The 26,865-nt window shown below is 46.2% G+C and carries 18 protein-coding genes; 12 read left to right on the forward strand and 6 right to left on the reverse strand.

Features of this window, described 5'->3' with window-relative positions; translation table 11 throughout:
- Nucleotides 1–15 precede the first annotated feature (15 nt).
- The 9 genes from BEL04_RS11305 to BEL04_RS11345 all read left to right on the forward strand — a co-directional run bounded on the left by BEL04_RS11305 (nt 16) and on the right by BEL04_RS11345 (nt 14,807).
- A complete protein-coding gene (locus BEL04_RS11305) occupies nt 16–1,605 on the forward strand; it encodes a RagB/SusD family nutrient uptake outer membrane protein (protein WP_066003816.1) in 1,590 nt (529 codons plus the stop codon).
- 23 nt (nt 1,606–1,628) lie between these two features.
- Entirely contained in the window at nt 1,629–2,750 is a 1,122-nt protein-coding gene (locus BEL04_RS11310) for a SusE domain-containing protein (RefSeq protein WP_175404062.1), read from the forward strand.
- A 137-nt stretch (nt 2,751–2,887) separates the two neighbouring features.
- On the forward strand, nt 2,888–5,338 hold the full coding sequence (locus BEL04_RS11315; protein ID WP_066003820.1) for a TIM-barrel domain-containing protein: 2,451 nt from the start codon (nt 2,888–2,890) through the stop codon (nt 5,336–5,338).
- Between the two features lie 11 nt (nt 5,339–5,349).
- Nucleotides 5,350–7,203, forward strand: coding sequence for a glycoside hydrolase family 13 protein (locus BEL04_RS11320; protein WP_066005189.1), 1,854 nt, complete (start codon nt 5,350–5,352; stop codon nt 7,201–7,203).
- A 35-nt stretch (nt 7,204–7,238) separates the two neighbouring features.
- The gene (locus BEL04_RS11325; protein ID WP_254659562.1) at nt 7,239–8,666 is read left to right on the forward strand and encodes an MFS transporter; all 1,428 of its coding nucleotides are present in this window, start codon (nt 7,239–7,241) and stop codon (nt 8,664–8,666) included.
- Nucleotides 8,620–10,512, forward strand: a complete 1,893-nt coding sequence (locus tag BEL04_RS11330) for an alpha-amylase family glycosyl hydrolase (RefSeq protein WP_066003823.1) — start codon at nt 8,620–8,622, stop codon at nt 10,510–10,512. Before BEL04_RS11325 ends, BEL04_RS11330 begins: the two co-directional genes overlap by 47 nt.
- Before the next feature lie 68 nt (nt 10,513–10,580).
- Nucleotides 10,581–12,569 carry a type I pullulanase gene (gene pulA / locus BEL04_RS11335; protein ID WP_066003825.1) on the forward strand — a complete coding sequence of 663 codons (1,989 nt, stop codon included), beginning with the start codon at nt 10,581–10,583 and terminating at the stop codon, nt 12,567–12,569.
- Nucleotides 12,570–12,582: 13 nt separating this feature from the next.
- Nucleotides 12,583–13,632 carry a glycosyl hydrolase 53 family protein gene (locus tag BEL04_RS11340; RefSeq protein ID WP_066003828.1) on the forward strand — a complete coding sequence of 350 codons (1,050 nt, stop codon included), beginning with the start codon at nt 12,583–12,585 and terminating at the stop codon, nt 13,630–13,632.
- A gap of 101 nt (nt 13,633–13,733) precedes the next feature.
- A complete protein-coding gene (locus BEL04_RS11345) occupies nt 13,734–14,807 on the forward strand; it encodes a hypothetical protein (RefSeq protein WP_066003830.1) in 1,074 nt (357 codons plus the stop codon).
- 3 nt (nt 14,808–14,810) lie between these two features.
- On the opposite strand, the gene BEL04_RS11350 is transcribed toward BEL04_RS11345, so the two are convergent.
- The 3 genes from BEL04_RS11350 to BEL04_RS11360 form a co-directional block, all read right to left on the reverse strand.
- Nucleotides 14,811–15,080 (reverse strand): hypothetical protein, encoded by a 270-nt coding sequence (locus BEL04_RS11350; RefSeq protein ID WP_066003833.1) that lies wholly within the window; start codon nt 15,078–15,080, stop codon nt 14,811–14,813.
- Between the two features lie 67 nt (nt 15,081–15,147).
- On the reverse strand, nt 15,148–16,338 hold the full coding sequence (locus tag BEL04_RS11355; protein ID WP_066003836.1) for a hypothetical protein: 1,191 nt from the start codon (nt 16,336–16,338) through the stop codon (nt 15,148–15,150).
- An 83-nt stretch (nt 16,339–16,421) separates the two neighbouring features.
- Nucleotides 16,422–16,625, reverse strand: a complete 204-nt coding sequence (locus BEL04_RS11360; protein WP_256389444.1) for a helix-turn-helix transcriptional regulator — start codon at nt 16,623–16,625, stop codon at nt 16,422–16,424.
- Between the two features lie 291 nt (nt 16,626–16,916).
- On the opposite strand from BEL04_RS11360, the gene BEL04_RS11365 reads away from it, so the two are divergent.
- The 3 genes from BEL04_RS11365 to BEL04_RS24695 all read left to right on the forward strand — a co-directional run bounded on the left by BEL04_RS11365 (nt 16,917) and on the right by BEL04_RS24695 (nt 22,497).
- Nucleotides 16,917–20,177: a TonB-dependent receptor gene (locus tag BEL04_RS11365; protein ID WP_083227888.1), complete on the forward strand. Its 3,261-nt coding sequence runs from the start codon at nt 16,917–16,919 to the stop codon at nt 20,175–20,177.
- A 44-nt stretch (nt 20,178–20,221) separates the two neighbouring features.
- A complete protein-coding gene (locus BEL04_RS11370; RefSeq protein ID WP_083227889.1) occupies nt 20,222–22,288 on the forward strand; it encodes a RagB/SusD family nutrient uptake outer membrane protein in 2,067 nt (688 codons plus the stop codon).
- 80 nt (nt 22,289–22,368) lie between these two features.
- A complete protein-coding gene (locus BEL04_RS24695) occupies nt 22,369–22,497 on the forward strand; it encodes a hypothetical protein (protein WP_256389372.1) in 129 nt (42 codons plus the stop codon).
- Here BEL04_RS24695 and BEL04_RS11375 read toward each other — a convergent pair.
- The 3 genes from BEL04_RS11375 to BEL04_RS11385 form a co-directional block, all read right to left on the reverse strand.
- On the reverse strand, nt 22,481–22,915 hold the full coding sequence (locus BEL04_RS11375; protein WP_066003839.1) for a putative toxin-antitoxin system toxin component, PIN family: 435 nt from the start codon (nt 22,913–22,915) through the stop codon (nt 22,481–22,483). The two genes, BEL04_RS24695 and BEL04_RS11375, sit on opposite strands and share 17 nt — an antisense overlap.
- On the reverse strand, nt 22,908–23,405 hold the full coding sequence (locus BEL04_RS11380; protein WP_139113014.1) for a hypothetical protein: 498 nt from the start codon (nt 23,403–23,405) through the stop codon (nt 22,908–22,910). The genes BEL04_RS11375 and BEL04_RS11380 overlap by 8 nt, the downstream gene beginning before the upstream one ends.
- 802 nt (nt 23,406–24,207) lie before the next feature.
- Nucleotides 24,208–26,673, reverse strand: coding sequence for an outer membrane beta-barrel family protein (locus tag BEL04_RS11385; RefSeq protein ID WP_066003844.1), 2,466 nt, complete (start codon nt 26,671–26,673; stop codon nt 24,208–24,210).
- Nucleotides 26,674–26,865: the final 192 nt, after the last annotated feature.

The following is a 26,865-nucleotide window of genomic DNA, read 5'->3' on the forward strand; positions in this document are numbered from 1 at the left end:
TTTAACGATAAAGAGATGAAAAATATAGTAGTAAAAAAATCTTTGTTAGTGCTTGCGATAGCGGGGGGGCTGGCTTCATGTACGAATGACCTTAACCGGAACCCGATCAATACCACTACCGATGCCGTAGCATTCAGCACCCCGCTTGGCTATAAGCAGGGCCTGGCTAAGGTTTATGGCGCGTTTGCAACCACCGGGAGCAGCGGCGCAGGCAGCGGCGATATTGCCGGTATAGATGCCGGTACATCTGATTTTGTTCGTTTATACTGGAACGCACAGGAGCTGCCGACCGACGAAGCAGTTTGCGTTTGGAACGACCCGGGCGTACCCGATTTTCACAACAACAGCTGGACATCCAACAACGTTATCCTGCTGGGTTTGTATAACCGCAGCTTGTACCAGATCACCCTGGCAAACTCGTATATCAACGAAGCAACAGAAGCTAACCTGACGGCCCGAGGCATCAGCGGAACAGATGCCACCGAGATAGGCTACTACCGCGCCGAAGCACGTTTTTTACGTGCTTACCAGTACTGGGTGCTGATGGATATGTTTGGTAACCCTCCGTTTGTGACCGAAACATCGCCTATAGGCAAATCCCTGCCGCCGCAGATCAAACGCGCCGACCTGTTCAATTATGTCGAATCGGAATTGAAAGCTCTTGAGCCGTTATTAAAAGCGCCGAAAACCAACGAGTACGGCCGGGTTGACCAGGCTGCCGACTGGGCGCTGCTTTCGCGGATGTACCTCAACGCACAGGTATATACAGGTACCGCCCGTTATACCGATGCCATCACTTATGCAAGCAAGGTAATCGGTGCAGGTTATAGCCTGAGTACATCCTACAAAAACCTGTTTACCGCAGATAATAACGTCAATAACCCTGAAGTGATCCTTCCTGTTGAGTACGATTTGGTAAATACCCAAAACTACGGCGGTACTACTTTCATCATTAACAGTTCGGTAAGCGGCGCCGAAGGCCCGGCTAACTTTGGTGTTCCGGGCGGCGGCTGGAGCGGTAACCATACCACCCAGGTATTGCCAAACCTGTTTGGCGACTATAGCGGTAATACTGATAAACGTGCCATGTTCTATACCGGTGGTGGTACAACCAAAAATACTACCGACCTGTCGACCTTTACTTCGGGTTTTGCGGTTACCAAATTTACCAACCTTACATCAGGCGGTTTAACCCTGCCCGGTGCAAGTGTATTTTGCTCAACCGATTTCCCGCTGTTCCGCTTAGGCGAGGTTTACCTCAACTACGCCGAAGCAGTTTTGCGTGGCGGCACCGGTGGCAGCAGCGCACAGGCACTTACCTATTTTAACCTGTTGCGCCAACGTGCTTACGGCAACACATCGGGCAATATGACTACCATCGCCTTATCTGATGTGCTGAATGAGCGTATGAAAGAATTGTATTGGGAAGCCACCCGCCGTACCGATTTGATCCGTTTTGGTATGTTTACCGGCGGCAGCTATCTGTGGCCTTTCAAAGGCGGCGTATTGGCAGGTACATCAATTCCTGATTACCGCGCACTGTACCCGCTGCCTGCTACCGATGTAACGGCTAACCCTAACTTAGTTCAAAACCCTGGATATTAATATTCAATTAAAAAATTATGGATATGAAATCATTATTCAATAAAATATTAACGCTGAGCGGTGCAACTGTTCTTATGCTTTCGGCGTGTAAAAAAGATGGTGCGGTTATCACCGCCACCAATGGCACGCCGGGGCAGCTCAGTGCATCGGCTACTACACTGGTGCTTAACAACGCCAAACTCACCGATCCTTCAATCGTGGAGACTTTTACTTTGGTGCAGCCCAATTTTGGTTACAACGCGGCTATCACCAACACTTTGCAGATAGATGTACCAACCGATAACTGGGCCAACCCGTACACGGTATCCATGAACCCGGATGTATTTACACAGGGTTTCAACACCAACGATTTCAACAACATTTTGTTAAAAGCCGGTGCTAAGGGTAATGTCAGCGGGCAGGTTAGCGTGCGTGTAAAAAGCGCTATCAATGCCAATACCTTTGTATACAGCAATGTATTGACGCTTACTGTTACACCGTTTAACCTCAAATCGTGGCTGTATGTGCCTGGTGCTTACGAAGGCTGGGCCAATCCCGGCCCGCAGGAGGACAGCCTGTACTCGGCTACCGGCAACGGCATCTACGTGGGTATCATCAACTTTACCGCAGGTAATAACCAGTTTTTGGTAACCCCTAAAAAGAACTGGGATAACAAATACGCCACCAACGATGCTGCCAGCACTTCGGGCACTTCGTCAAACTACTCGGTAACCTATAATGGTTCAAACAACTTCTATGCGCCGTCAACAGCAGGTTATTACCTTGTAACTCTGAATACCAATAACAACACCATGTCAATAGTTCCGGCAAACTATTACAGCATTATTGGCGATGCCGCACAAGGCTGGGGTACCGATGTTGCCATGAAATATGTTAACGATGGTAACGGTATGTGGACCGCTACTGTTCCTTTGGTTTCGAGCGGCTCATTTAAAGTAAGGCAAAATAACGACTGGACTTTTAGCTGGGGTATCCCTAAATCAGGCTCCGAAGGTTATGGTATAGCCAATACCCTGAATGATACCAGCAACGACAATATCCCTGTCGCAGCTAATGGCAACTACGCGGTATCGTTCTACTCGCCGGCAGCGGCTAAAGGTACAGTTCCGGCCGTTACTACCACCTATAGTTCTGTAAAACAATAATTTAATAACTGATCTCATAGTTTTACCTGCCTGCCCTTTTTATAGGGCGGGTAGGTTTTTTACACCCTTTAAAATGCTATTGGTTATTTTTAAAACAATTAAATAATCAATAAATCATTAATACCCGCTAAATAACCATGACTGACCATTCCAGCTACCGTTTACTGCTTCTTTTTTTATTGCTTTCGCCATGCTTATTAATGGCACAGGTTAAGGGTGTCGGCAATGTTACCAATGTAAATATCAACGGCCAGCAGGTAGATATCACTACCGATAATGCCCATGCGCTGGTAACGGTTTACAATGCCAATGTGGTGAGGGTGCGTATAGATAAACAAGCCCTGGCTCCCGATTTTTCGTACGCAGTCATCGCGCAGCCGCAAACTACTAAGGCCAATATTACACAGGATGCCAGCAGCATCAGCATCAGCACCGACTCTCTAAAGGTGCAGATCAGCAAAACGCCGTTTGCCGTAACATTTTATACCAAAGATGGCGAAGTGATCAGCCAGGATGAAGCCGGTTTAACCACATCATGGGTAAACGAATCGGTAACCACCTACAAAAAAATGCAGGATGGCGAGCGCTTTATAGGCTTAGGCGAGAAGACCGGCCCGCTTGACCGCAAAGGCAACGGTTACACCAACTGGAACACCGATGCTTTCGGCTACTCAACCGGGCAGGATCCCATCTACTCCACCATTCCGTTTTACATCGGGATACATCATAACATTAGCTACGGCATATTCCTGGATAATACCTACCAAACCGATTTTAACTTCGGGGCCAGCAATAATCGCTTTTCATCATTCGGCGCCCGTGGCGGCGAGATGAATTATTACCTTATCTATCACAAATACGTAGCCGATATCATTACGGCTTATACCGCCTTAACCGGCCGCATGAAAATGCCGCCGCTGTGGAGCCTGGGCTACCAGCAAAACCGCTACAGCTACTACCCGGAGACCGAAGTTTTCAGGATAGCGCAAACTTTAAGAGAGAAAAAAATTCCGGCAGATGGTATCACCTTGGATATCCACTACATGGACCATTATAAAGTATTTACCTGGGACCAAAACCGTTTCCCCAACCCTAAAGCCATGACCGATAAGCTCAAGGATATGGGCTTTAAGTTAACGGTGATCGTCGATCCGGGTGTGAAAATTGAAAAAGGTTACGGCGTGTACGAACGCGGTTTAGCTAACGATATTTTTGCCAAATATCCCGATGGTACCAACTACAGCGGCGAAGTTTGGCCGGGCTGGTGCCACTTCCCCGATTTTACAAACCCTAAGGCCCGTGCCTGGTGGGGGACTGAAATGAAAAAATACGGTGACGACGGCATCAGCGGTATCTGGAATGATATGAACGAAATCGCCACCTGGGGTCAGAAAATACCTGATAACGTTTTGTTTAATTACGATGGGCGCATGGCATCGCACCTGCAAACACACAATGTTTACGCCATGCAGATGGCCAGGGCAAGTTTTGAGGGTGCGCAAAAAGCATTCAACAAGCGCCCGTTTGTGTTAACCCGTGCAGGTTATGCAGGCTTTCAGCGCTACTCGGCTATCTGGACGGGCGATAACCGTGCCGAAGACAGCCATATGCTGGCGGGCGTGCGCTTACTTAACAGCTTAGGTGTAAGCGGTGTTGCCTTTACAGGGATGGATATCGGTGGTTTTACGGGCAACCCGACACCTTCATTGTTTGCCCGCTGGATGCAGATAGGTGCCTTTAATCCGTATTTCCGCAATCATACCGCGGTAAACACCAAATCAGCCGAGCCTTGGACGTTTGGCGAAGAAGTGCTGGAGATATCGCGTAACTACGTTAGTCTGCGTTACAAGCTATTACCTTACCTGTACTCATCGTTTTACGAGGCTACCCAGAGTGGTTTGCCTTTAATGCGCACCCTGGCTATCGATTACACGTTTGATAAAAATGTGTACGATGGGCAGTTTGATACCCAATACCTGTTCGGCAGTGCATTTTTGGTAGCGCCTTTTGAGGGCGATGCCAAATTTGGCAAGGTTTATTTCCCGAAAGGTAAATGGTACGATCTGTACAGCGGCGAAGTGCAGAACGGTGGCGAGCAAAGGATCATCCAGCTGAGCCAGCGTAAACTGCCGGTTTATGTAAAACAAAGCAGCATCATCCCGATGCAGTCGCTGGTACAATCTACTTCGCAAAAACCCGATGATATCCTGACGGTACATATTTACCAGGGCGACGTGAATAACAGCTTCGTGTATTACGAGGATGACGGCGAGAGCTACAACTACGAGAACGGCGCTTTTTACAAACGCGCGATAGTGTACGATGCCGCGCATAAAACCATAACATTTGGTAAAGTAGATGGCTCGTTTGCATCAAAATTCAACAACATCAAATTGGTAATGCATGGGTTTGCCAATACATCGGTAAAAATTAATGGTAAGCAAGCCAACCTGAACGATGATTTTTCGGTATTGCTAAGTCCGCTTTCCAAATTCGATCCGCAAGGTTCGGAGAATGCGACAGAAGGCGAAAAAGTAAAAAGTATAATAGTTAAAAATGATAGCGGCCAGATCACTTTGGCTTACTAATGATATGTTTTATGAAATTTAAGATATCGCTTGTCTTCTTTTTGCTTTTAACCGGCATCGCATCGGCACAGATATCCGATCTGGAAAGAATTGAGCCTGCTTTTTGGTGGGTAGGCATGAAGAACCCTAAGCTTCAGCTCATTGTGCATGGTAGGGATATTGCCTCGCGCAGTGTGAAAATGAGCTATCCCGGTGTAATGCTGGTTAAGATAAACAAGGTTGAAAACCCGAACTATTTATTTCTTGATCTCGAAATATCGGCGCAAGCCAAGGCGGGTAGCTTTACCATTGCGTTCGATAAAGCAGGCAGCCAGCCGCTGCAATACCAATACACATTGAATAACCGCGACCGTTCGCCAAACAGGGCGCAGGGCGTAACCAGCAAGGATGTGATCTACCTGCTGATGCCCGATCGCTTTTCGAACGGAGACCCGTCTAACGACTCGTTTGCCAATATGCGCGAAAAAGGTATCCACCGCGACTCGATGTATTCGCGCCACGGCGGCGATATACAGGGCCTGATGAACCACCTGGATTACCTGAAAGATCTCGGCATAACCACTATATGGATGACCCCTGAGGTTGAGAACGATGAACCTCACGCATCATACCATGGTTATGCCGTTACCAATCATTACGTAACCGACCCGCGTTACGGCACCAACGAGCTTTACAAACAATATGTAGAGAAATGCCACAGCATGGGTTTGAAAGTGATCAAAGATCTGGTGCACAATCATGCCGGCACCGAAGGCTGGACCATTACCGATATGCCCATGAAAAGCTGGGTACATCAATGGCCAAAGTACACCAACTCAAACTTCCGCTACGGCGCGGTGACCGATCCGAACGCTCCTGAGAGCGATCGTAAGCAAATGCTGGATGGATGGTTCGACCGCCGCATGGCCGACATGAACGAGAGCAACCCCTACGTGCAGAACTATCTCACCCAAAACCACATTTGGTGGGTGGAGTATGCTGGCGTAGATGGTTTTAGATTAGATACTTACCCGTATAACGACCCTGTTTATATGGCCGACTGGGCGCAGAAAGTAAAGGCCGAGTTTCCGCACCTGTCCATCTTCGGCGAAGTGCTGGATAACCAGGTAGCCAACGAAGCGTTTTTTATGCAGGGCAATACGGTAAACCGGGGTTTCGACACACACCTCCCCGGTGTTACCGATGCCGCTTTGAAAGACGCTATTAACGAAGCGCTGAACGGCAAAGAAAGCTGGGATGGGGGCGTAAATAAGCTGTACGTAACCCTTGCGCAGGATTTTATGTACCAAAACCCGATGCGCAACTGTATCTTTCTGGATAATCATGATATGAGCCGCTTTTACTCGGTAGTGGGCGAAGATTTCAACAAGTACAAAGCCGGCATGGCCATACTGCTCACTATGCGTGGCATACCCCAACTGTACTATGGCGATGAAATACTGATGGCTGGTGTAAGTAACCCCGACGGCTTGGTACGATCTGACTTTGCAGGCGGCTGGCCCGACGATAAGGTAAATAAGTTTACTGCCGAAGGGCGTACTGAAAAAGAGAATGAAGCTTTTAACTATGTGCGCACGCTGATCAGATACCGCAACAGCACTACCGCTTTGCAAACCGGCAGGCTGATGCAATACATCCCGCAAAGGGGCGTATATGTATACTTCAGGTACGATACGCAGAAAACCGTAATGGTGATCTATAACAGCGATGTCAAAGACAGCAAAGACCTAAAAACCGACCGTTTTGCAGAACGCATGAGCGGCTTTAAAACGGCCACCAATATTGTAACCAACGAAACATTGAGTGATATCAATACCATAAACATACCGGCTAAAACAACGCTGGTGCTCGAACTTAAAAAATAAAGGCGCCGGTAATTACCAAATTAAACCCAACCACCGTGAGAAAAGTTGTAGAAAAACCCAGGCTTACTTTTTGGCAGATATTCAATATGAGCTTTGGCTTTTTGGGTATCCAGTTTGGCTTTGCCCTGCAAAACGGCAATGCCTCGCGTATTCTGCAAACTTTTGGCGCCGATGTGGAGCACCTGTCGCTTTTCTGGCTGGCCGCGCCTATCACAGGCATGATCGTGCAACCGTTAATAGGCCACTACAGCGACCGCACCTGGAACAAGCTTGGCCGTCGTAAACCGTATTTCCTGGCAGGTGGCATCCTTTCGGGAGTGGCGCTGTTGTTTATGCCGAATGCAGCTTTACTGTCATTCTTGCCCCCGGTAATGGTTGGCGCGGGCGTACTGATGATCATGGATGCTTCGTTTAATGTAGCGATGGAACCTTTCCGCGCTTTGGTTGCCGATAATTTGCCTGATAGTCAGCGTAGTTCGGGCTTTTCTATCCAAACCTGTTTAATTGGTTTGGGCGCTGTTGCGGGTTCCATTTTACCGTGGGTACTGGCACATTTCATTAACGATACCAATACCGCACAAGGGCATGTTTCCAATAACGTGATCTATTCATTCTATATCGGTGGCATTGTATTGATAGCCTGTTTGTTGTGGACCATCTTTAAAACTAAAGAATATCCACCCGAGCAATACGCCAAATTTCATCCTGAGGAAGAAGTGGCCGAACAAAAAGCAGGCATCGGTGTCATTTTAAAAGATTTTGCCGCCATGCCGCGCACCATGCGCCAGTTAGGTTTGGTACAATTTTTCTCCTGGTTCGCCCTGTTCAGTATGTGGGTATTTACCTCTCCGGCTGTAGCCGAGCACATCTATCATGTTGCGCCCGGTGATACCACATCTGCAGGCTTTAAACAGGCCGGCGATTGGGTTGGTATTTGCTTTGGCGTATACAACGGCATCTCGGCTATTTATGCTTTGTGCCTTCCGGCGATAGCACGTGCCACCAGTCGTAAAATTGCACACGCCTTTTCGCTGGTAGCAGGTGGTATCGGTTTATTATCGATATTTTTTATCCACGATAAAAACATGCTCATCGTATCCATGTTTGGTATTGGGTTGGCATGGGGTAGCATACTGGCTATGCCTTACGCCATTTTATCAAGCTCGATACCCGCTAAAAAAATGGGTGTTTACATGGGCATCTTTAACTTCTTTATCACTTTTCCGCAAATTATTAACGGTTTCTTCGGCGGCTGGATTGTGAAAACCATATTTGGTGGGCACGCCATTTACGCGCTGGTGCTCGCGGGAATCTTTATGCTGTGCGCCGCGGTTTCGGTACTATATGTACAGGATAATAAAGATATCCGTTTTACACCATCTATCGCACCAATAACTACTAAACAAACATCTGACAATGAAGAAGATAATATATTTGTTGCTGATAGCCACGACATTAACTAGTGCCTGCAGCAAAAAGAACGACCCCGGTACGGATAATGGCGGCGGCGGTACAACCGTTACCAACGGTAAACCTTTGCCAAGCGGCGCTAACGATGGCGTTACATTCATCAACTCGGGTACATCGGCCATATTTAATTTATATGCGCCCGGCAAAACTACCGTTGGCCTGATAGGCGATTTTAACAACTGGACGGCTGTTAACATGAACCAGACCCCTGATGGTACGCGCTGGTGGGTACAGATCGATAACCTCGACCCGAACAAAGAATATTCCTATCAATACCTGGTGAACGGCACTTTGAAAGTTGCTGACCCCTATTGTGAGAAGATATTGGATCCGGCGAACGACAGCTATATCCCGTCGAGCGTTTATCCTAACTTAAAAACCTATCCATCCGGGCAAACCGGCATCGTAAGCGAGTTTCAATACAACCAAACCGCCTATACCTGGAAAACCACCGGTTTTACCCGTCCGGATAAAAAGAACCTGGTTATTTATGAGCTGCATGTTCGTGATTTTGTAGCTACACATAGCTATAAAACGCTGATAGATACCCTGAGCTATCTCAGTAACCTTGGCGTGAATGCAGTAGAGCTGATGCCCGTGAACGAATTTGAAGGGAACGACTCGTGGGGGTACAACCCCGACTTTTATTTTGCGCCCGATAAATACTATGGTACCAAAAACGATCTGAAAGCCTTTATTGACGCCTGTCACTCGAAAGGTATGGCCGTGATACTGGATATGGTGTTAAACCACTCGTTCGGTTCGTCGCCGATGGTGCAGCTGTATTTCAATACCAGTACGCAAAAACCAACTTCAGACAGCCCGTGGTTCAACGTCGACCCGACGCACCCCGATAATGTGGGGTACGATTTTAACCACGAAAGTGCTGCGACTAAATATTTCGCAAAAAATGTGATGAAGTTTTGGATGACAGAGTATCATATCGACGGTTACCGTTTCGATCTGGCCAAAGGGTTCACCCAAAAAGTTACTACCGACGAAGCCTCCTGGGGCCAGTATGATGCCAGCCGTGTAGCTATCTGGAAGGACTATAACAGCTTTATCAAAAGCGTCGATCCGAATAATTTTTATGTGATACTGGAGAACTTCGCTTCCGATCAGGAAGAAAAGGAAGAGTCGGCCGACGGCATGATGCACTGGAACAATATGAACTATAATTTTAATGAAGCAACCATGGGATGGGTAGGCACATCCGATCTGACGGGTCTGTTCTTTACGCCGCATACCTTTACCGCCCCCGATTACCTGGTGGGTTATATGGAGAGCCACGATGAGGAACGCATTCAGTTTAAGAATGAAAATTATGGTAATTCAAGCGGTAGTTATAATGTAAAAGACCTGGCAACCGGGCTGAAACGCGTAGAAGCCGCCGCGGCTTATATGTTGAGCACACCCGGGCCGAAAATGATATGGGAGTTCGGCGAGCGCGGTTATGATATCAGTATCAATAATACCAGCCGTTTGAGCGATAAACCCCCGCACTGGGAATACATGAGCGACCCGCTGCGCAAAGGATTGTATAATGCTTACGCCAAGCTGATCAGGATGAAGATCAACAACCCGGTATTCACGACAGCCAATGTATTGTATACCAGTACAGGAGCCATCAAATCAATAGCGCTTACCGGCACCGATGTTAAGGTAATGGTGGTAGCCAATTTTGATGTGGCGACACAAACTTCGTCGGTAGCGTTCCCGGCAACGGGTACCTATTACGATTACTATACCGGTAATACCATCAGCGTAAGCACTACGTTTACCAATGTAACGCTGGCGCCGGGCGAGTACCATATTTACAGCACGGCAGTATTAAAATAATTGATTGCCCCGACTTGCCGGGGCATTTGCATTTACACAAAACGGCATAAATTAGTGTAATCAAAGCCATGAGTATTTTTAAACCTGTTTTACTGTTATCCTGCTTGAACTTATTTTTATTACCCTTATACAAAACAGCTCAGGTAGCCGATGTGCCGGTTTACAGCGGTAACGATCTTGGGGTGAATTATACTCCGGCTAAAACCACTTTTAAAGTTTGGGCGCCCGGCGCCGATGAAGTAAGGCTGAGGTTGTACGATGCCGGGGAAGGCGGAAATGCCACATTCAATGAAGCTTTAAACAGGAATGAGAGCGGCGTTTGGGTAATCGGTGTAACGGGCGATATCAAAAACAGGTATTACACTTTCCAGGTAAAACAAAACGGTAAATGGTTATTAGAAGCGCCGGATATTTATGCCAAAGCAGCAGGCGTTAACGGCCATCGCGGTATGGTGGTCGATCTGAAAAGTACTGATCCCGCCGGCTGGAAAAATGATAAAAAGCCTGCCTTTAAAAACTTTACCGACGCTGTGATCTACGAAACCCACGTGCGCGATATCTCCATCAGCCAAAACTCGGGTATTGTACATAAAGGCAAGTTTCTGGGATTGGCAGAAACAGGCACCAAAAACACTGCCGGGCAAGCCACGGGCCTGGATCATTTAAAAAAGCTTGGCGTTACCCATGTGCACCTGTTGCCATCGTTTGATTATAACACGGTCGACGAAACCAAACTTAGCGAAAAGCAATACAACTGGGGTTACGATCCTTTAAACTATAATGTGCCCGAAGGCAGCTACTCCACAAATCCTTATAATGGCAATGTGCGGATAAAAGAGTTTAAGCAGATGGTACAAGCTCTACATGCCAACGGCTTGCGGGTTGTGTTAGATGTGGTGTATAATCATACCAGCGATGCGGAACACTCCAATTTTAACCAGTTTGCGCCGGGTTATTTTTACCGGATGAATGCCGATGGCACGTATGCTAACGGGACAGGTTGCGGTAATGAAACGGCATCCGAAAAACAGATGATGCACAATTTTATGGTCCAATCGGTAGCATACTGGGCAAAGGAATACCATCTGGATGGTTTCCGGTTCGATTTGATGGGTATTCATGATATCGAAACCATGAATGCCATCAGCAGCGCCCTGCACCAGATAGATCCCACCATTATTATCTACGGCGAAGGCTGGACGGCAGGCAATAGCCCGTTGCCCGAAGAGCAGCGGGCCGTAAAAAAGAACACCGCCAGATTAAATCAAATTGCCGCTTTTGACGATGACATGCGCGACGGCCTGAAAGGCGGCTGGAACGATGTGAAAGCCAAAGGTTTTGTAAGCGGCGCGCCGGGCAACGCCGAATCGGTAAAATTTGGTATCGTAGCGGCTACGCAGCATCCGCAGGTTAATTATCAATTGGTTAACTATTCAAAAAACGCATGGGCGGCGCAACCCTGCCAGTGCATCAACTATGTCTCCTGCCATGATGATAATACCCTGTTCGATCGTTTAAAAATATCCAACCCCAATGCTACCGAAGATGAATTGATCAGGATGGACAAGCTGAGCAATGCCGTGGTGCTTACCTCGCAGGGTGTGGCATTTTTGCATTCGGGAGCTGAATTTTTGCGCACCAAGCAGGGCGTGGCTAATTCGTATAAATCGCCCGATGAGATCAACCAGATCGATTGGGATCGGAAAACAAAATATCATGCCGTGTTTAATTATTACAAACAGTTGGTCTGGCTGCGCCGCAACCACCCTGCGTTCAGGATGCCGGCAACCGATATGATCGCGTCGCACCTGACTTTTACCGATCAGGTTGATCCATGCCTGATCGTCTACCAGATCAAAGGCAACGCCAACGGCGATAAATGGAAAAATATATTGATTGTTATTAACGGCAATCCGGCATCCCGCAAGGTAAAGCTGCCGCAGGGCAGCTTTACCTTGGTTGGCGATGAGAACAGCGTCAACGAAAAAGGCATCCGTACCGGCGTTGAGGGCGAGTTAAACATTGCGGGTACTGCTTTGTATATTTTACATAATTAACATTAACGTTACCATGAAAAAAGCAGCACTGTTATTTATTTTAGTGGTATTGATATCGATAGTAAGCTGCGGTAAAAGCGGGGGCGGCGATAGCTCGCAACAACAGCAAAATAATACCACAACTACCCTGCACAGCGGGTTTGCCAAAGGTGCCGATGTAAGCTGGCTTACGCAGATGGAGGCGGGCAACTATAAATTCTACAACAGCAGCGGTACACAGCAGGACCTGTTACAGATATTAAAAGATAAAGGCATCAACTCAATCCGGTTAAGGGTTTGGGTAAACCCGTCCGACGGGTGGTGCAATAAAGCCGATGTGATAACCAAAGCCACCCGTGCTAAAAACTTAGGCATGCGTATTATGATCGATTTTCATTACAGCGATAGCTGGGCCGATCCGGGTAAGCAAACCAAGCCCGCCGCGTGGGCCTCGCAGGATATCAACGCGCTCAAAACCTCGGTTTATAACCACACCTATGATGTACTGAGCAGTCTGGCAAACGCCGGCATTACACCCGAATGGGTACAAGTGGGTAATGAAACCAACGACGGCATGCTTTGGGAAGACGGGCGGGCATCAAAAAGCATGACCAATTTTGCAGCTTTGGTTAATAGCGGTTATAGTGCTGTAAAGGCTGTCAATAATGCGATAAAAGTTATCGTCCATATTTCAAACGGGTATGATAACAGCCTGTTCCGCTGGATGTTCGATGGGTTAAAGGCCAGCAATGCCAGTTACGATATCATCGGTATGTCGCTCTATCCGTCAGCCACAAACTGGGCTGACCTGGATAACCAATGCCTTGTTAATATGAATGATATGGTGAGCCGCTATGGCAAACCGGTTATGATTGTTGAAGTGGGGATGGATGTTAACTCGCCTGCTGCCTGCAAATCGTTTTTGAGCGATATCATCAGTAAAGTGAATTCGGTAAGTAATAATAGCGGCCTCGGTGTTTTTTATTGGGAACCTGAATGTTACAATTGGCAGAATTACACGTTAGGAGCTTTTGATAACTCTGGCAAACCTACCAGCGCGCTGGATGCGTTTCTGGTGAATTGATTCTTTTTAAGTAGATAGGTCTTAGCAATCATTATTTGCAATTAAGCGATAATACATCTTATCAATTGATATATTAGTCTTGTCAAACCGCTATATCATTGATGAATCTAAACCGATACAATATCTTATTAATCTTATTAACGGGTATCATTTTTAATGACGTTTATGCGCAAAATGCCCCCGTATCAAAACAGAAGGAAAAGCTAAAAGTAGTAAAAGTAGAGCCGCCGGTTTTTGGGTTTTATGGCAAATCTCTCATGGCGGATAGCATCATCGTACGCGCGCCTAAACGGGTAAGCGATGATGCATTGGTGCTTGCCGGAATGAAGATACAGGTTATGCTAAAATACATGCCTGCGGTACGGCATAATTTGATACAACGCGGGGCCGAAATGCATATTATAGCCAGCAACCAGGAAACATCTGATTTGCCCGAATATCGTGAACTAAAAGGCAAACCTTATAAAGATAATCGTGGGTTGATGTATAAAAGCATAAATGACAGGGCACGTGGATTGGGTGATATTTACGCCTGCTGCCCTGAAGAAAATTTATTGAGATTTTATGGAGATAACTATGGCAGCTACGATGTATGCGCGCACGAGTTTGCACATGTTGTTATGGATTTTGGACTCGACCAAAGTATCCGGAATAAAATCATAGCTCAATTTCACAAGTCAATAAGCAAAGGGCTCTGGAAAAATGAATATGCTGCAACCAATCCGCAGGAGTATTGGGCCGAAATGTCAATTTACTATTTTGGTGCTAACCCCAAGGCTTTAAATAAAATCAAAGGACCCGAGGTTACGAATGGGCCTGATGCTTTACGCGAATATGATGAAGGGGGCTATAACCTGGTAGATTCGATATACAATAGTATGCTGCAACCAGCAATTATAAATATGCAACCGGCCTTAAAGGTGGCTGATAATAGCAATTTGTATGTTTATAACAATACAAAAAGGGCCGAACTAACGGTGGTGAATGATACCGGCAAAAAGTTATCGATCTACTCAGACAACATGATAACACACGGTAGTGAAGTGTCGCCGTATTTACACCGTACTTTAACAGTGTGGGCAATGCAGGTAGTAAAAATACAGGATGAGCAAGGCAAAATATTAGGGTATTATAAAGCCGTGGGCGCAAATTGCCTGGTGAGAATTTCTGATTAAAAGCTACCCTTCATTCAAATCCTTTTCGGTAGGATTCAACGTATACTCAAAGTTTTCGTGATTGTTATGGAAGATGAATTTTACACGCTCCTTCGGCTCATCAATATCCAGCGAAAGCGCAGCTATCACTTCGGGTAAATTATCGCGCACCAGTTTCAAATCGGTAATATTGGGCATCATGATCAGAATGTCATCATCCTGCTCGGTTATTTCCCAGCCCTTAAGGTTGGCAGCCTTTAAAACTTCGATCCATTTTTGCTGATAATTGTTCATCGTCAATTGTACTAATAATGCCTTTAATAAAGGATCGAAAAGCCAAATGGTTTTGATGAATTACTGCCTATGCCTGTTTTTCCGGAAACTTAAACCCCAGGTAAGTACCCGAGGTTAAGCCCTGCACGGCAAGCATGGTTGATGAAAAATCGGGCATGGTCAGCGCCGACCATACCGAGTAAATAAATACCACGCCTAAAACCAGCGTCCAGGTAAACATTTGCAGCCGGTGAAAATTATAGCCGTTGGCATCGGTCAGCACATCATTCAAAAAGCCTTTGGTTTGCAGTTGCAGCCCTTTTAATTCGTGATTAATGTTGCTGGTGAGCTGCTGATCAAGGTTCACATTATACAGGATGTCGCCCGCAGTCGATGGCCCCGGAGGGTTAATGGCCCGCAAATTACTCAGGGTAGCCTGCACCGTATTTTGCTGTTGCTGTAATGCGAGTATCTTTTTAATACTCTCTTCGTTTTTGTTCGAGTCGATTACCGTGGCGCCCAGGGCCGTACCGCCGCTAATGCCGATGAGGCCGAGAATGCCTGGCGTGATCAGATCATAATTATCGGTAATCAGCCAGATAAACAGGAACGAGATCAGCACGACAGAGAACCAGAACGCCATTTGCACCTTGCCCAGGCTAAAAGGCGCAAGCGCATTAGGGTTATTGGCAATATTAAGCGGACTAAGATCCACTTCGGGGTTGCGTAGCAGGTTTGACTTTTTGCCGGCATAGATCAGCACTACAAAATAAACCAGCAGGCCGATAACGCAGCCGTAAAACCAGCCTCTTTCTATACGGGTAAAGCTAATGCGGGCGGTGCTGCTTTCGGGGTACGAATGGTCGAGCCCCACGCTTACATCCAGCGGCCTGGCAAAAAAGTCTTTCCTTTCGGGCGAACCCAGCAGGGGTGTCCATTCAGCATCATTAACCTTGTTGCGTTCGAGGGTAAACTGCAGCTCACCCTCATTGCCGTGCGGTTCGCCAATAATTACGGGCAAGCCGTCCATCTGCCGTCCTTCTAAAAAAAGTTTGATATCGCGTTTAATACCGCCCGCATTTGCCTTGGCCAGCAAGGTTTTAAAACCCTTTACCTTTACGGCGATGATGTCGAACAGCTCTATCTGCGACGGGTTGCTGCCTACTTTGTAAGCCGAGGTAACCTGCAAAACACTATCGCTTTTGGCGGCTGTACTATCGGGGGCTGCCATCGCAGTAACAGCGAACATAACAAAGATGGCGGTGATCAGATTTTTCATAACAGGCGGTTGAGGTTGATACAGAGGTAACACTAATATATAAAAATATAAAATATCAGGAGTAATATTTCGGGCGAGCCCCCTTAACCCTGGTGCTGCTTTTTATATTCGCTTGGCAGCATTCCCATCACTTCCTTAAAGCGTTGCGAAAAGTATTTGGTATCATGGATGCCGATCATGTGTGATACTTCCTTAATAGAATATTGGCCGGTATCGATCAGCATGGCGGCATGCCTGATCTTTACCATGCGGATATATTCCACAGGGCCTTGCCCGGTAAGGCTGATTTAAATTAATGATAAAATTGTACAATAAATAGATAAATCGCGCCAATTGTGCTTGCCTGCCGCACTTGATATTTGTTGAACGAGTAACTGTTATAGTTCGCACCAATTATTTAGCCTAAGATTAGTCGGTACATTTTTAAGAAATAAAAATACCGGCTATTTAAGAGTGGCCCGATACTTTATCTTAATCTTACACTCCGGTATTGTTGGTATTCATATGTTTCTGCGTGCAGTGGTAACAGCCGATACAGAAGCTCATATATAGTAAACCAATTAACTAAATCTCATACTATGAACACAACTTTACACAAAGAAGTTTCCCTGCGATTTGGCAGAGGATGTTTGTTCCTGATCCCCTTTTTACTTGCGTTCCCGGCGCCCACCCTGGTCCGCGCACAGGCTACAGGCACACCGGCAGCAACAAGCTTGCGGAACAAACAGGCCGACCTTACCATTAAAGGTACGGTAGCAGATACAAAAGACGCGCCGGTGCCGGGCGCTACCGTTAAAGACAAAAACACCGGCAAAACCGTTGCGACCAATGCCAATGGCGAGTTTACGATAGCAGTCGCTTCGGGCAGCGATGTACTGGTTGTTAGCTTTATAGGCTATAAAACACAGGAGGTGGCTGTTAATAGCCGCACCAGTATCAAAATTACGCTCGAAGAGCTGAACTCGGAGCTCAACGAGGTAGTGGTTGTAGGTTATGGTACTACAAAAAAACGCGACCTGACAGGTTCGGTCGTATCGGTTAAATCTGAAGAAATTACAGCCAGGCCAGGCCCCGACCCTATAGAATCATTGCAGGGGCGAGTGCCCGGTTTGGATATTACCCGCACATCGGGGCAGGCCGGTGCCGGGATAAATATTCAGCTGCGCGGTACACGGTCGTTCACCGCCAGCGGTACGCCTTTGTTCATCATCGATGGCTTGCCGGGAGACTACTCTACCATTAACGCAAACGACATCGAATCTATCGATATCCTGAAAGACGCTTCGTCGACTGCGGTTTACGGTTCTGCGGGCGCTAACGGTGTGATTATCATCACCACAAAAAGCGGCAAGGCCGGTAAAATGAATGTCGATTTCCACTCTTACCTGGGTTATAACGGCTGGTCGGTTACCCCGAAAATGCTTAGCGGTGAGGATTATCTGCGTGCCAAACGGGATGCTTACAGTTATGTATACGATGCAACGAACAGTAAATGGACAACCACCGGGGCGCTTTGGCAGTCGCCTGCGGATGACCCGACCATTTTTGGTGCACAAAGGTATGCCTTGTACCAGCAAAACCAGTTTGTTGACTGGGCGAAAGTTCTGCTGCGAAAAAACCCAATCACGCAAAACTATAGCTTAGCCGCTTCCGGCGGTACGGAAGCTACCAGGGCATACGTATCTCTTAACCTGCAAAATGAAGCAGGGCAGTACAACGGCGACGATTACAAACAATATTCAACCAGCATTCGCCTCGACCACAGGATAAAAAAATGGGTTTCGGTGGGAGCCAACGTGCAGGCATCATACGTGGTAAGGAATAAAGCGCAAGACAAACTGGAAAACGCCCTGACTACCGATCCGCTTATACAACCATATAACCTTGACGGATCGTTGAATACCAACCTGGGTAATAACGTGTATAACCTGCTGCTCGATTATCAGCCGGGCGTTTATGCAAACGTAGATAATAATACGAAAGTGTTTTTTAACCCCTATGTAGAAGTAAGGCCGATAAAAGGTTTAACCATTTTGTCGCGCGCCGGTGTCCACATGGACTATTCAAATACATACCGGTTTGATGGTATAGGTTCGGTAGCGTATACCTATTCGAACGCCAATATTGCCAAGGCAAGCATTACTCAAAACCGTTACCAGGGATTACAGTGGGAAAACGTACTGACCTATAACCTCAAAGTACAGCAGGATCACGAACTGACGTTCACCGGTGTTACTTCTTACTATTACAATCAGAATACCAATACCCAGATGTTACAAAGTAACATTACATCCAATAATTTTGAATGGTACAAGTTTACCGGCGATGTGAATACTACTGCTACATCATCTTACACCATGTCGAAGACATTTGGTTTGATCGGCCGCTTGAATTACTCTTATAAAAGCAAATACCTTTTCTCGGCAACCGTACGTCACGATGGGGCATCGCAACTGTATACTACCAATCAATGGGCTAATTTCCCCGCGTTCTCTGCAGGCTGGAGAATATCGCAGGAGACTTTTATGACCGGCACCAAAAACTGGCTCGACGACCTGAAGCTTCGCGGAAGCTGGGGTATTACAGGTACAGCTAAAATTGATCCGTATAGCTCGGTTTCGAACGTAGAGTCGGGGAACGCGTCTTTAGGCGGCACCACTCAGCCTATTTATAAAAACTCGCAATTTTTAACCAACCCCGATCTGACCTGGGAAAAATCAACAACAACCAATATCGGTTTGGATGCTTCTCTGTTTGGCAGCCGCATCAACCTGTCGGCCGATTATTACAATACCAATACCGATGGCGTTATCTTCGCCGTGGCACTGCCAAGTATTTATGGCACCTACACTCCGGGAACAAATTATCAAACCAACATCAACATAGCCAAAACCAACAACAAAGGTTTTGAGATAGCGCTGAATACGCGCAATATCGTTACCAAAGATTTTGAGTGGTCGTCGTCAATTACCTATTCGCGCAACAGGGAAACGATCCTTAAAATAACCGATGGTACCGACAATGTGGCCAACACCAACACGCCATATACGCTGATGCTTGGTCAGGCGGTAAACTCTTTCCGTAATTTTAAGATAGACGGCGTTTGGCAAATAGGTCAGGAAGCTGATGCTGCGGCTTTCGGAGCACGCCCCGGCGATCTGATGGTTGATATTCCGGGAATAACCCGTCTTGCAGCAGGCGTATACTCTAAACAGGTGAACGGTGTAACTACTTACTATTATACCAATCTTGCCTCGGCCCAGGCCTTTAATCCTGCGCTTACAGCCGCAAACAATGTTTATAAGCCCAGCGCTAACGATTATGAGCCTGTAGGACATAACAGCCCCGATTGGTCGCTCGGGTTTCAAAATCAGTTCAGGTACAAGAGCTTCGACCTGACCGTATACAGCTATATGCGCTGGGGGCAAACAATCAGCTACAACATGATGGGATGGTACCAGCCAAACGGCTTTGCGACCAATGCAAGCCCTTCGAGGACATTCCCGGCTGCTTTTAACTACTGGACGCCGACAAACCCGTCGAACGATTTCCCGGTAATGAACTACCTGTCAACAAGCTCTACCATGGTCGGCTTTTCGGGTCTGAATTATGTCGACGGCTCCTTCTTTAAAGTCAAAAATGTAACACTTGGCTATACATTGCCAGCCACGATCGCCAAAAAGATAGCCTTGCAAAGGTTGCGTGTATATGGAACCATTACCAACCCGCTCATCATTGCTAAAAGTCATTTCCTCAAAGATTACGACCCTGAAATGAATGGTGGGTTAGCTTACCCGTTAACTAAACAGCTTGTGTTTGGCGTAGATGTAACACTTTAACAGGATCGGCAAATTTTATAGCTGAAAACATAAAAAATACAAACATGAAAAATCAACATATAAAAAGAGGGATCTATAAATGCGGATTATGCCTGCTGCTTCTTGGCATGAGCATATCATCATGTAAAAAATTAGACGAGTTCAACCCAACGTCTTTATCAGAGCAAAATGTGCTCACCAATTTCGCCGGCTGGAAAGCCTATCAAACCAATTGCTATACCGGGCTTTTTGGCTCACTCATCGGTATGCAATATGGCCTGGTTTCGGAAGTTGGTACCGACCTGTGGACGTTCTCGTTCAACAGCCACAACCAGTACAAGGATATTATGGCTTATGAAGCGTTTACTACAAGCTCGGGTATTATCAAAAACGTATGGGATTTTGCCTGGGGATCGATCGCGGCCTGCAACAAAACCATTGCCCTCTCAACCCAGCTCACAGACGGTGCCGCCAACGCCGCCGACATCAAAACCCTGGTAGCCGAAACCAAATGCTTGCGGGCATATTATTATTCGGTAATAGTTGCGCAATTTGGCAGCGTTCCGTTAATTGTAAACGATGATCCGACAAAAACCCTGGCACCCGTACGCACGCCTATCCCCGAAATCTATACCCAGATCATAGCCGACCTGACAGCGGCTGCTGCAGATTTGCCGGTAACACCGTATCAAAACAACGCAGCGCGTGTAACCAAAAAAGCTGCGCTTGGTTTGCTTGCCCGTGTTTATGCGCAGGGCGCAGGCGAAGGGTTGAGCGAAAACGGAAAATCGTACTGGCAGCGCGCTAAGGAAGTCGCCGACGACCTGATCACCAACATGGCCTCGTATAACGCCGCGATGTATGATGATTTTGCAAAAGTGTTTGCCTCTGCCAATAACCGGAACAACGCCGAAGCTTTATTTACAGCCTATGGCCTTAACCCTTACGATCCATCGTACGATGTATTTACGGGTAACTCTAAACCCAATATCTACCTGCATTATTATCCCAAATTAGACGATGCATTTGGTACTGCCGATCTGTTTAAAAGGAGCGTAAACTCAAATACCTCTAACGGCTATTACGGCCGTTTGAACCAGCAGTTTGTAGCGCCTACCAAATACCTTATCAATTGCTTTAACGCGACGTATGATAAACGCTGGGAGAATACCTTCGTAACTGCGTTTGCAAACTACTCGGGTGTTCAGGCCATTGCCAGCCTTGGCAGCGGAGCCCCATCCCCTGCAAACGTAACTTATGCGGCCGCCAGCGTTACCCTTACTGCGGCAATGTGCACCAAATACGGTATCGACCCTTCGCACATAGGGCAGGTTATTTATCCGTATGCCGATGTCAATGCCAAAAATGCTTCGCAAAATGCCACATGGCAATATATCCCGATGATCTGGACCAAAGGTAATCATACAGGCACTGTTGCGGCTTTACAAACCGTTGCCAATGCCAATGTGCACCCTTACCCGCTGGCTCAGGACGAAGACAGGTTTTTTGTTTATTTAAGCAAAGACCCGCTTACTGCAGCAGATAAAGCGACCCGCCGGTATGTAACAATCAATATTGATGACCTGTTTGATCCGTCGGACGCGACAGGCAGTACCTACAAAGCGGTTTTATCAAACAACGGCCTGCCAAACGGCGGAGCGCTCGCCAACTTATTCCCGGCTATGATGAAGTTCAACCACAACTTTGATGGCGGATGGCTGGGGGGTAACTTCCAGCAAAAATTAGGTAATATCATGATTATGCGGATGGCCGAAGTTTACCTGATCGACGCTGAAGCTACCATTCACGTTGGTGGCAATGCCGCCCAATATTTAAACGTGTTGAGGCAGCGTGCCTGCAGGAACCCCGCTGATTTTAATACTGCGACCGGTATGATGCTGACCACGGCTACCATGAACGATGTTTTTGATGAATACGCCCGCGAGCTTTGTGGCGAGTATAGCCGTTGGGCGCTTTTAAAACGCGAAAAAGCATTTCAAACCCGCCTGGCATCATACAACGCTACAGCCGCCGCAAACTTTAATCCGGCTATACACTATAACCGCCCTATCCCGTTCAGCTTCCTGAGCCAGATTACCAACGCGGCGGATTTTGGTACCAACGGGTATTAACAACCGGCTACAGGGTTGATTGGTTTCTCCCTGTATTTGGTTCATATTTAGTAAGCAGGCCCGCAGCCCAACTGCGGGCTTTGCTTTTTAACTTACAGGATACCGGGTATGGCAACATCATCTACATGGCCGACGACCCGCTCTTCCGCAGCTTTTGGCAAAATGTTAAGGTGCCGTTTAGTAACGCGGTGTTTATGGTTGGGAAGTGATGTTGAGTTTATACTCCGCTTCAAATTCGCTATAATTTAAAACGGCAATTGGTGGAAACTGGTTGTTTTTTATTTGGTGAAGATGGCGGTCGTTACTGATGATAAAGTCGGCCTGGCTGGCTACATAACAGTCAACAAATTTGTTGTCGTCTTTATCGTTTTCAACCAACTGCCATAAATAAGACGGATTCTTTAATATGACGTTTGGTAGCCAAAGTAAATAATCGAGCGAAGCGTCGGTTAGTTCAATACCGTATCTGATACTGATCTGTTCCTGGTATTCGGTTAAAATTTCGTTAGATACCACTAACTCAAATTTGTTTTCGATAAGGGATTGGTATATCCAGTGATAACTATAATTGGAGGCCAGCGAAACCAGGAAAATATTAGTATCCAGAAGGACGCGAAGCTTACTCATTTACCCAGGCGTCAAGATCTTGTTGGGTGATGTTTTTATCCTTTACCGCCTTGGCTATGTTTTTTTGAAGCTCATCACTCCTTTTTTCGAAATCCCCAAAGAGCTCTTTTTTTAGTTTTTGTTTAAAATTGAAAAGTTCAATTGTAAATTTGTCAGTAAGATTGCGATATAGGCGCAAGACTAAAAGATATTGTTTTTCTTTTACAATTTCCACCAGCCCCCCGCTAACTTTCTCAATTTCGAGAAAAATGTCATTTTTCTCTCTAATATCTGACTGAGAAAACTTTTTGTAGATTTCCCTCAACATCTTTTTTAGAGTACGGAGATTCGTATATGCCTCCACAATGTTTTTTCTTTTTTTAAAAAGATAAATGAACTCGAGCTCAATGCGAATTAAGAAGGACATCTTCTTTTCTGAAGTTCCTACGAATGTTTTTGCTTGCTCTGATAGTTTTCGGTTTTTTTCAAAACTATCTATCAGTGCAGTCATTAGATAATGGCTATCTATAGATAACATCGGTCCTTGCATTAGTTATTAAAAAACAGGCAGAGTAGTATAGATTAATGTATTACTAAACAAACTTATAAATTTAAAACGACAAAAGATTCGCGAGAGTTTTAATTGGGGCGCCAGACTCCACTTCCTTTCAAGCCTAACCAATCCACTCTGTGTACTTTGGCAACTAAACTTTACGAGGGTTCCAAAACGTATAAAATGTCGCGCTATATTTTATCTTATGCCATCGCTGCTTTCAGCGCGCTCTTCCTCTCAATGACATGGCGGTGAGAATAAGTCGTGGTTTCAACCCAATTTGCTTGTGAAAACGCCATCATTTTAGTATATTTATAAGTTTTATTGCTGCTTTGGGTCGGAGCAAAGAATAAGGATCAAGGAGCAAAGACCAGCAATTTCTTTGAAAAATTTCTTACAATTTCCCCCTTGTTTGTCATTAGTTCATTAGTCATTAAGTCATTGATTTGTTATGGCGATGAGACATGGGTATACCCATGAATACCCATGTGATACCCATGTGTTTGATGGGTGCTGAAAATGGGAATGTGGCCCTGGGGCTTCAGAAACGGGGATTTAGTTAAAAACTTTGCAAAAATACCCATAAATACCCATGTGTTTGGTTCACTGGTTCATTAGTCATTTGTGATTGTATGGAGTAGAAACATGTTTGAAGCCGAGGGCTATAAGCAAAAAAGCAATCCCTTGATGACTCTGCAAGTCGGGGATTGCTTTGAGAGAATTTGCATATCTGCACATCCTCACATTTGCACATTAAAAATTAGTTCCCGGTATTCACCCGGCCTTTTTCGCTTTCGGCACCGGTTTGGTGCTGTCGGGCCTTAATTTTTGAATTACCAAAGTTATAGGTAAAGGTCAGGCGCGCAATCTGGGTTTCGTTCTTTTGGTGAAACGCAAAGTTGAGGCTTTGGTACAGGCTGGTCGCGGCGTTTTTGCGGGTGTTAAACACATCGCTCACCGAAAACTTAACGCTGGCTTTTTTATTGAACAATGCCTGGCTTATGCCCATATCTGTCCAGTATTGCGCTTTTAGTTTTAAAACCGCATAGGTTTGTGGCGACTGGTAGCCTGTCGAAATCTCGGCCCTTAATGTTTTGTTCAGCTGCAAGCTTTGGGTCGCCCTGAACTGCGCCGCAGGTGCACCGGCATCCAGGTCGGCGCCAAGCAATGCCTTGCTCTTTATCAGTAAGTAGTTGGCGTTTAAGTTTGCATTACCGCTCCACCACTTGGTAAAGGTATAAGGCACGTTGATGTTGATATTGTAAACATCCTGTGTGTTTAAGTTGAGGGTGGTTTGATAGGTCGACTTCCGGGCGTTATCGGGCAGGATGATCTGCGTGATCACATCGTAGGTATGGCTATAGTTCAAACTTACGTTGATGGTGTGCTTATAAGTATAATCAACTTCGAACGAGTTGGTATACTGCGGGTTTAAAAAAGGGTTGCCTTTTTCGTAGGTGTACTGGTCTAAATTGTATTGGAAAGGGTTAAGGTTATCGTATTGCGGCCTGTCGATGCGGCGGCTGTACGAAAAGCCGATCTCATGGTTAGCTGATAAGCTGTGGTTGATAAATACGCTCGGGAAAAGATCAGTATATGTTCTGTCGACAATTTGTTTGGTAGTAAGCGAGTTACCGATAGAATGGGTGTTTTCGGCCCTTAAACCTATCTGTACCTGTGTTTTTTTGTATACCCTGCTCAGGTTAACATAAGCAGCGGTTACGGTTTCTTTATAGATAAAGTGGTTGGTGCGTGTGGTATCGTTCACAAAAGCGCCACCGCTGTTTTGTAGCTGGGCCTGCAGGTTGTTATCGGTTTTAACATAGCTGGATTTTAGCCCGGCTTCAAATTTCATGGTTTTATGGAAAGGCAGGGTATAATCGATCTTTTCGGTATTGATCTCGATGTTTGATGGCGATTGGTTGCGCTGGATAAGCGGCGGGTGCTGCTGGCTTTCGTTGGCAAACAGGTAATAGTTGTTATACAGCGCGTTGTTGGTGTTGGTAAAGTTGGTATAATCAACATCAAAGTTGATCTCCTGGCCTAAGCTGTCGATGCGGAATTTATCGTTCAGGTCAAACTCATAATTATGATAGGTTTGACTGATGGTCGACGTGGTGTTTTGCAGCGAATCGGTAAGGCCCGGTTTTGAACCGATTGAAGTATTGTTAACGTTTCTGTCGTTTTCGCCATTATAATAACCGCTAAACAAAAGGCCTATGCTATTCTTTTTACCCATATCATAATCAACACCTAAACGATAAGTGTTGTTATACCTGCTCGATGGCATAAATGTATGCTGTGTAAAATAGGTTTGTTTGCCAGAGGTATCGATGAGCCGGTCGATATAAATATCGTTTGAGTTTTGCCTGCCGCCTATATTGTATGAGCCATAAAAGTTGAGGTTGCCCTCTTTATGATTGATAGATAGCGTGGCGTTGCCTTTGGGATAGGCGCCGTATCCGCCTGTTGCAGTTATGGTACCGTTAGTGCCGACAGAGCTGTTCTTTTTCAGTACGATATTGATGATACCCGAAGTACCCGCAGCATCGTACTTAGCCGAAGGGTTGGTAATGATCTCGATCGACTTGATCGTGCTGCCATCGGTAGAATGTAACAGGGTAGCCAGTTGTGCCGATGATAAGTGCGTCAACTTGTCGTTTATCATTACGGTGACGCCTTGTTTGCCTTTAACGCTGATGTTATCGTCTTTATCAACCGTAACGCCCGGAGCACGTTCCAATATCTCCATAGCATCGTTGCCGGCAGCCAGTACGCTGTTCTCAACGTTCATTACCATACGGTCGAGTTTGCGCTCAACCAGGGGTTTGGTTGAGGTAATTTCGACGCCTTTGAGCACTTTTGATGTGCTGGCGAGTCTTAGTGCAGGCACGCTAACTTCAGGCGCGCCTGCATTAACTACGGTAGGTTTGCTGTAGCTTTTGGCATAACCAACCACGGTAGCGCGTACAATATAGGTACCGGTGGCCACATGGTCGAAGTTGTAAGCGCCGATATCGTTAGTAATGGCGCCTTTAACCAGTGATGAATCTTTAGCCTTTAATAAAGCTACAGTTGCAAAGGGCGCGCCTTTGCCGGTTTCATCGACAACCGAGCCGCTTACTTTATATGCTGGCTTGGCGGGCGTTTGCGCTAATGCGGCTGTAACTACCAGGCAGGCGGTAGCGGTGAGCAGTATCAGTATTTTAATGTAAAGTGGTTTCATATATGATATAATTGTGATAAAAAATTGTCAATAAAAATCCCATTAAAAGAAATCGCCTTCTTTTTTAATTATAAATGTTAGTTAATAATTATTTGTTACTCCCGATGCAGGAGGTGGGGGTTGCACTCATCATATTTACCGGGCGTTTGGTAGTAAGATGCAAGTTAGGTGGCTTTGGTTACACCAATTTTT

This window comes from Mucilaginibacter sp. PPCGB 2223 (genome assembly GCF_001705515.1).
Lineage (GTDB): Bacteria > Bacteroidota > Bacteroidia > Sphingobacteriales > Sphingobacteriaceae > Mucilaginibacter.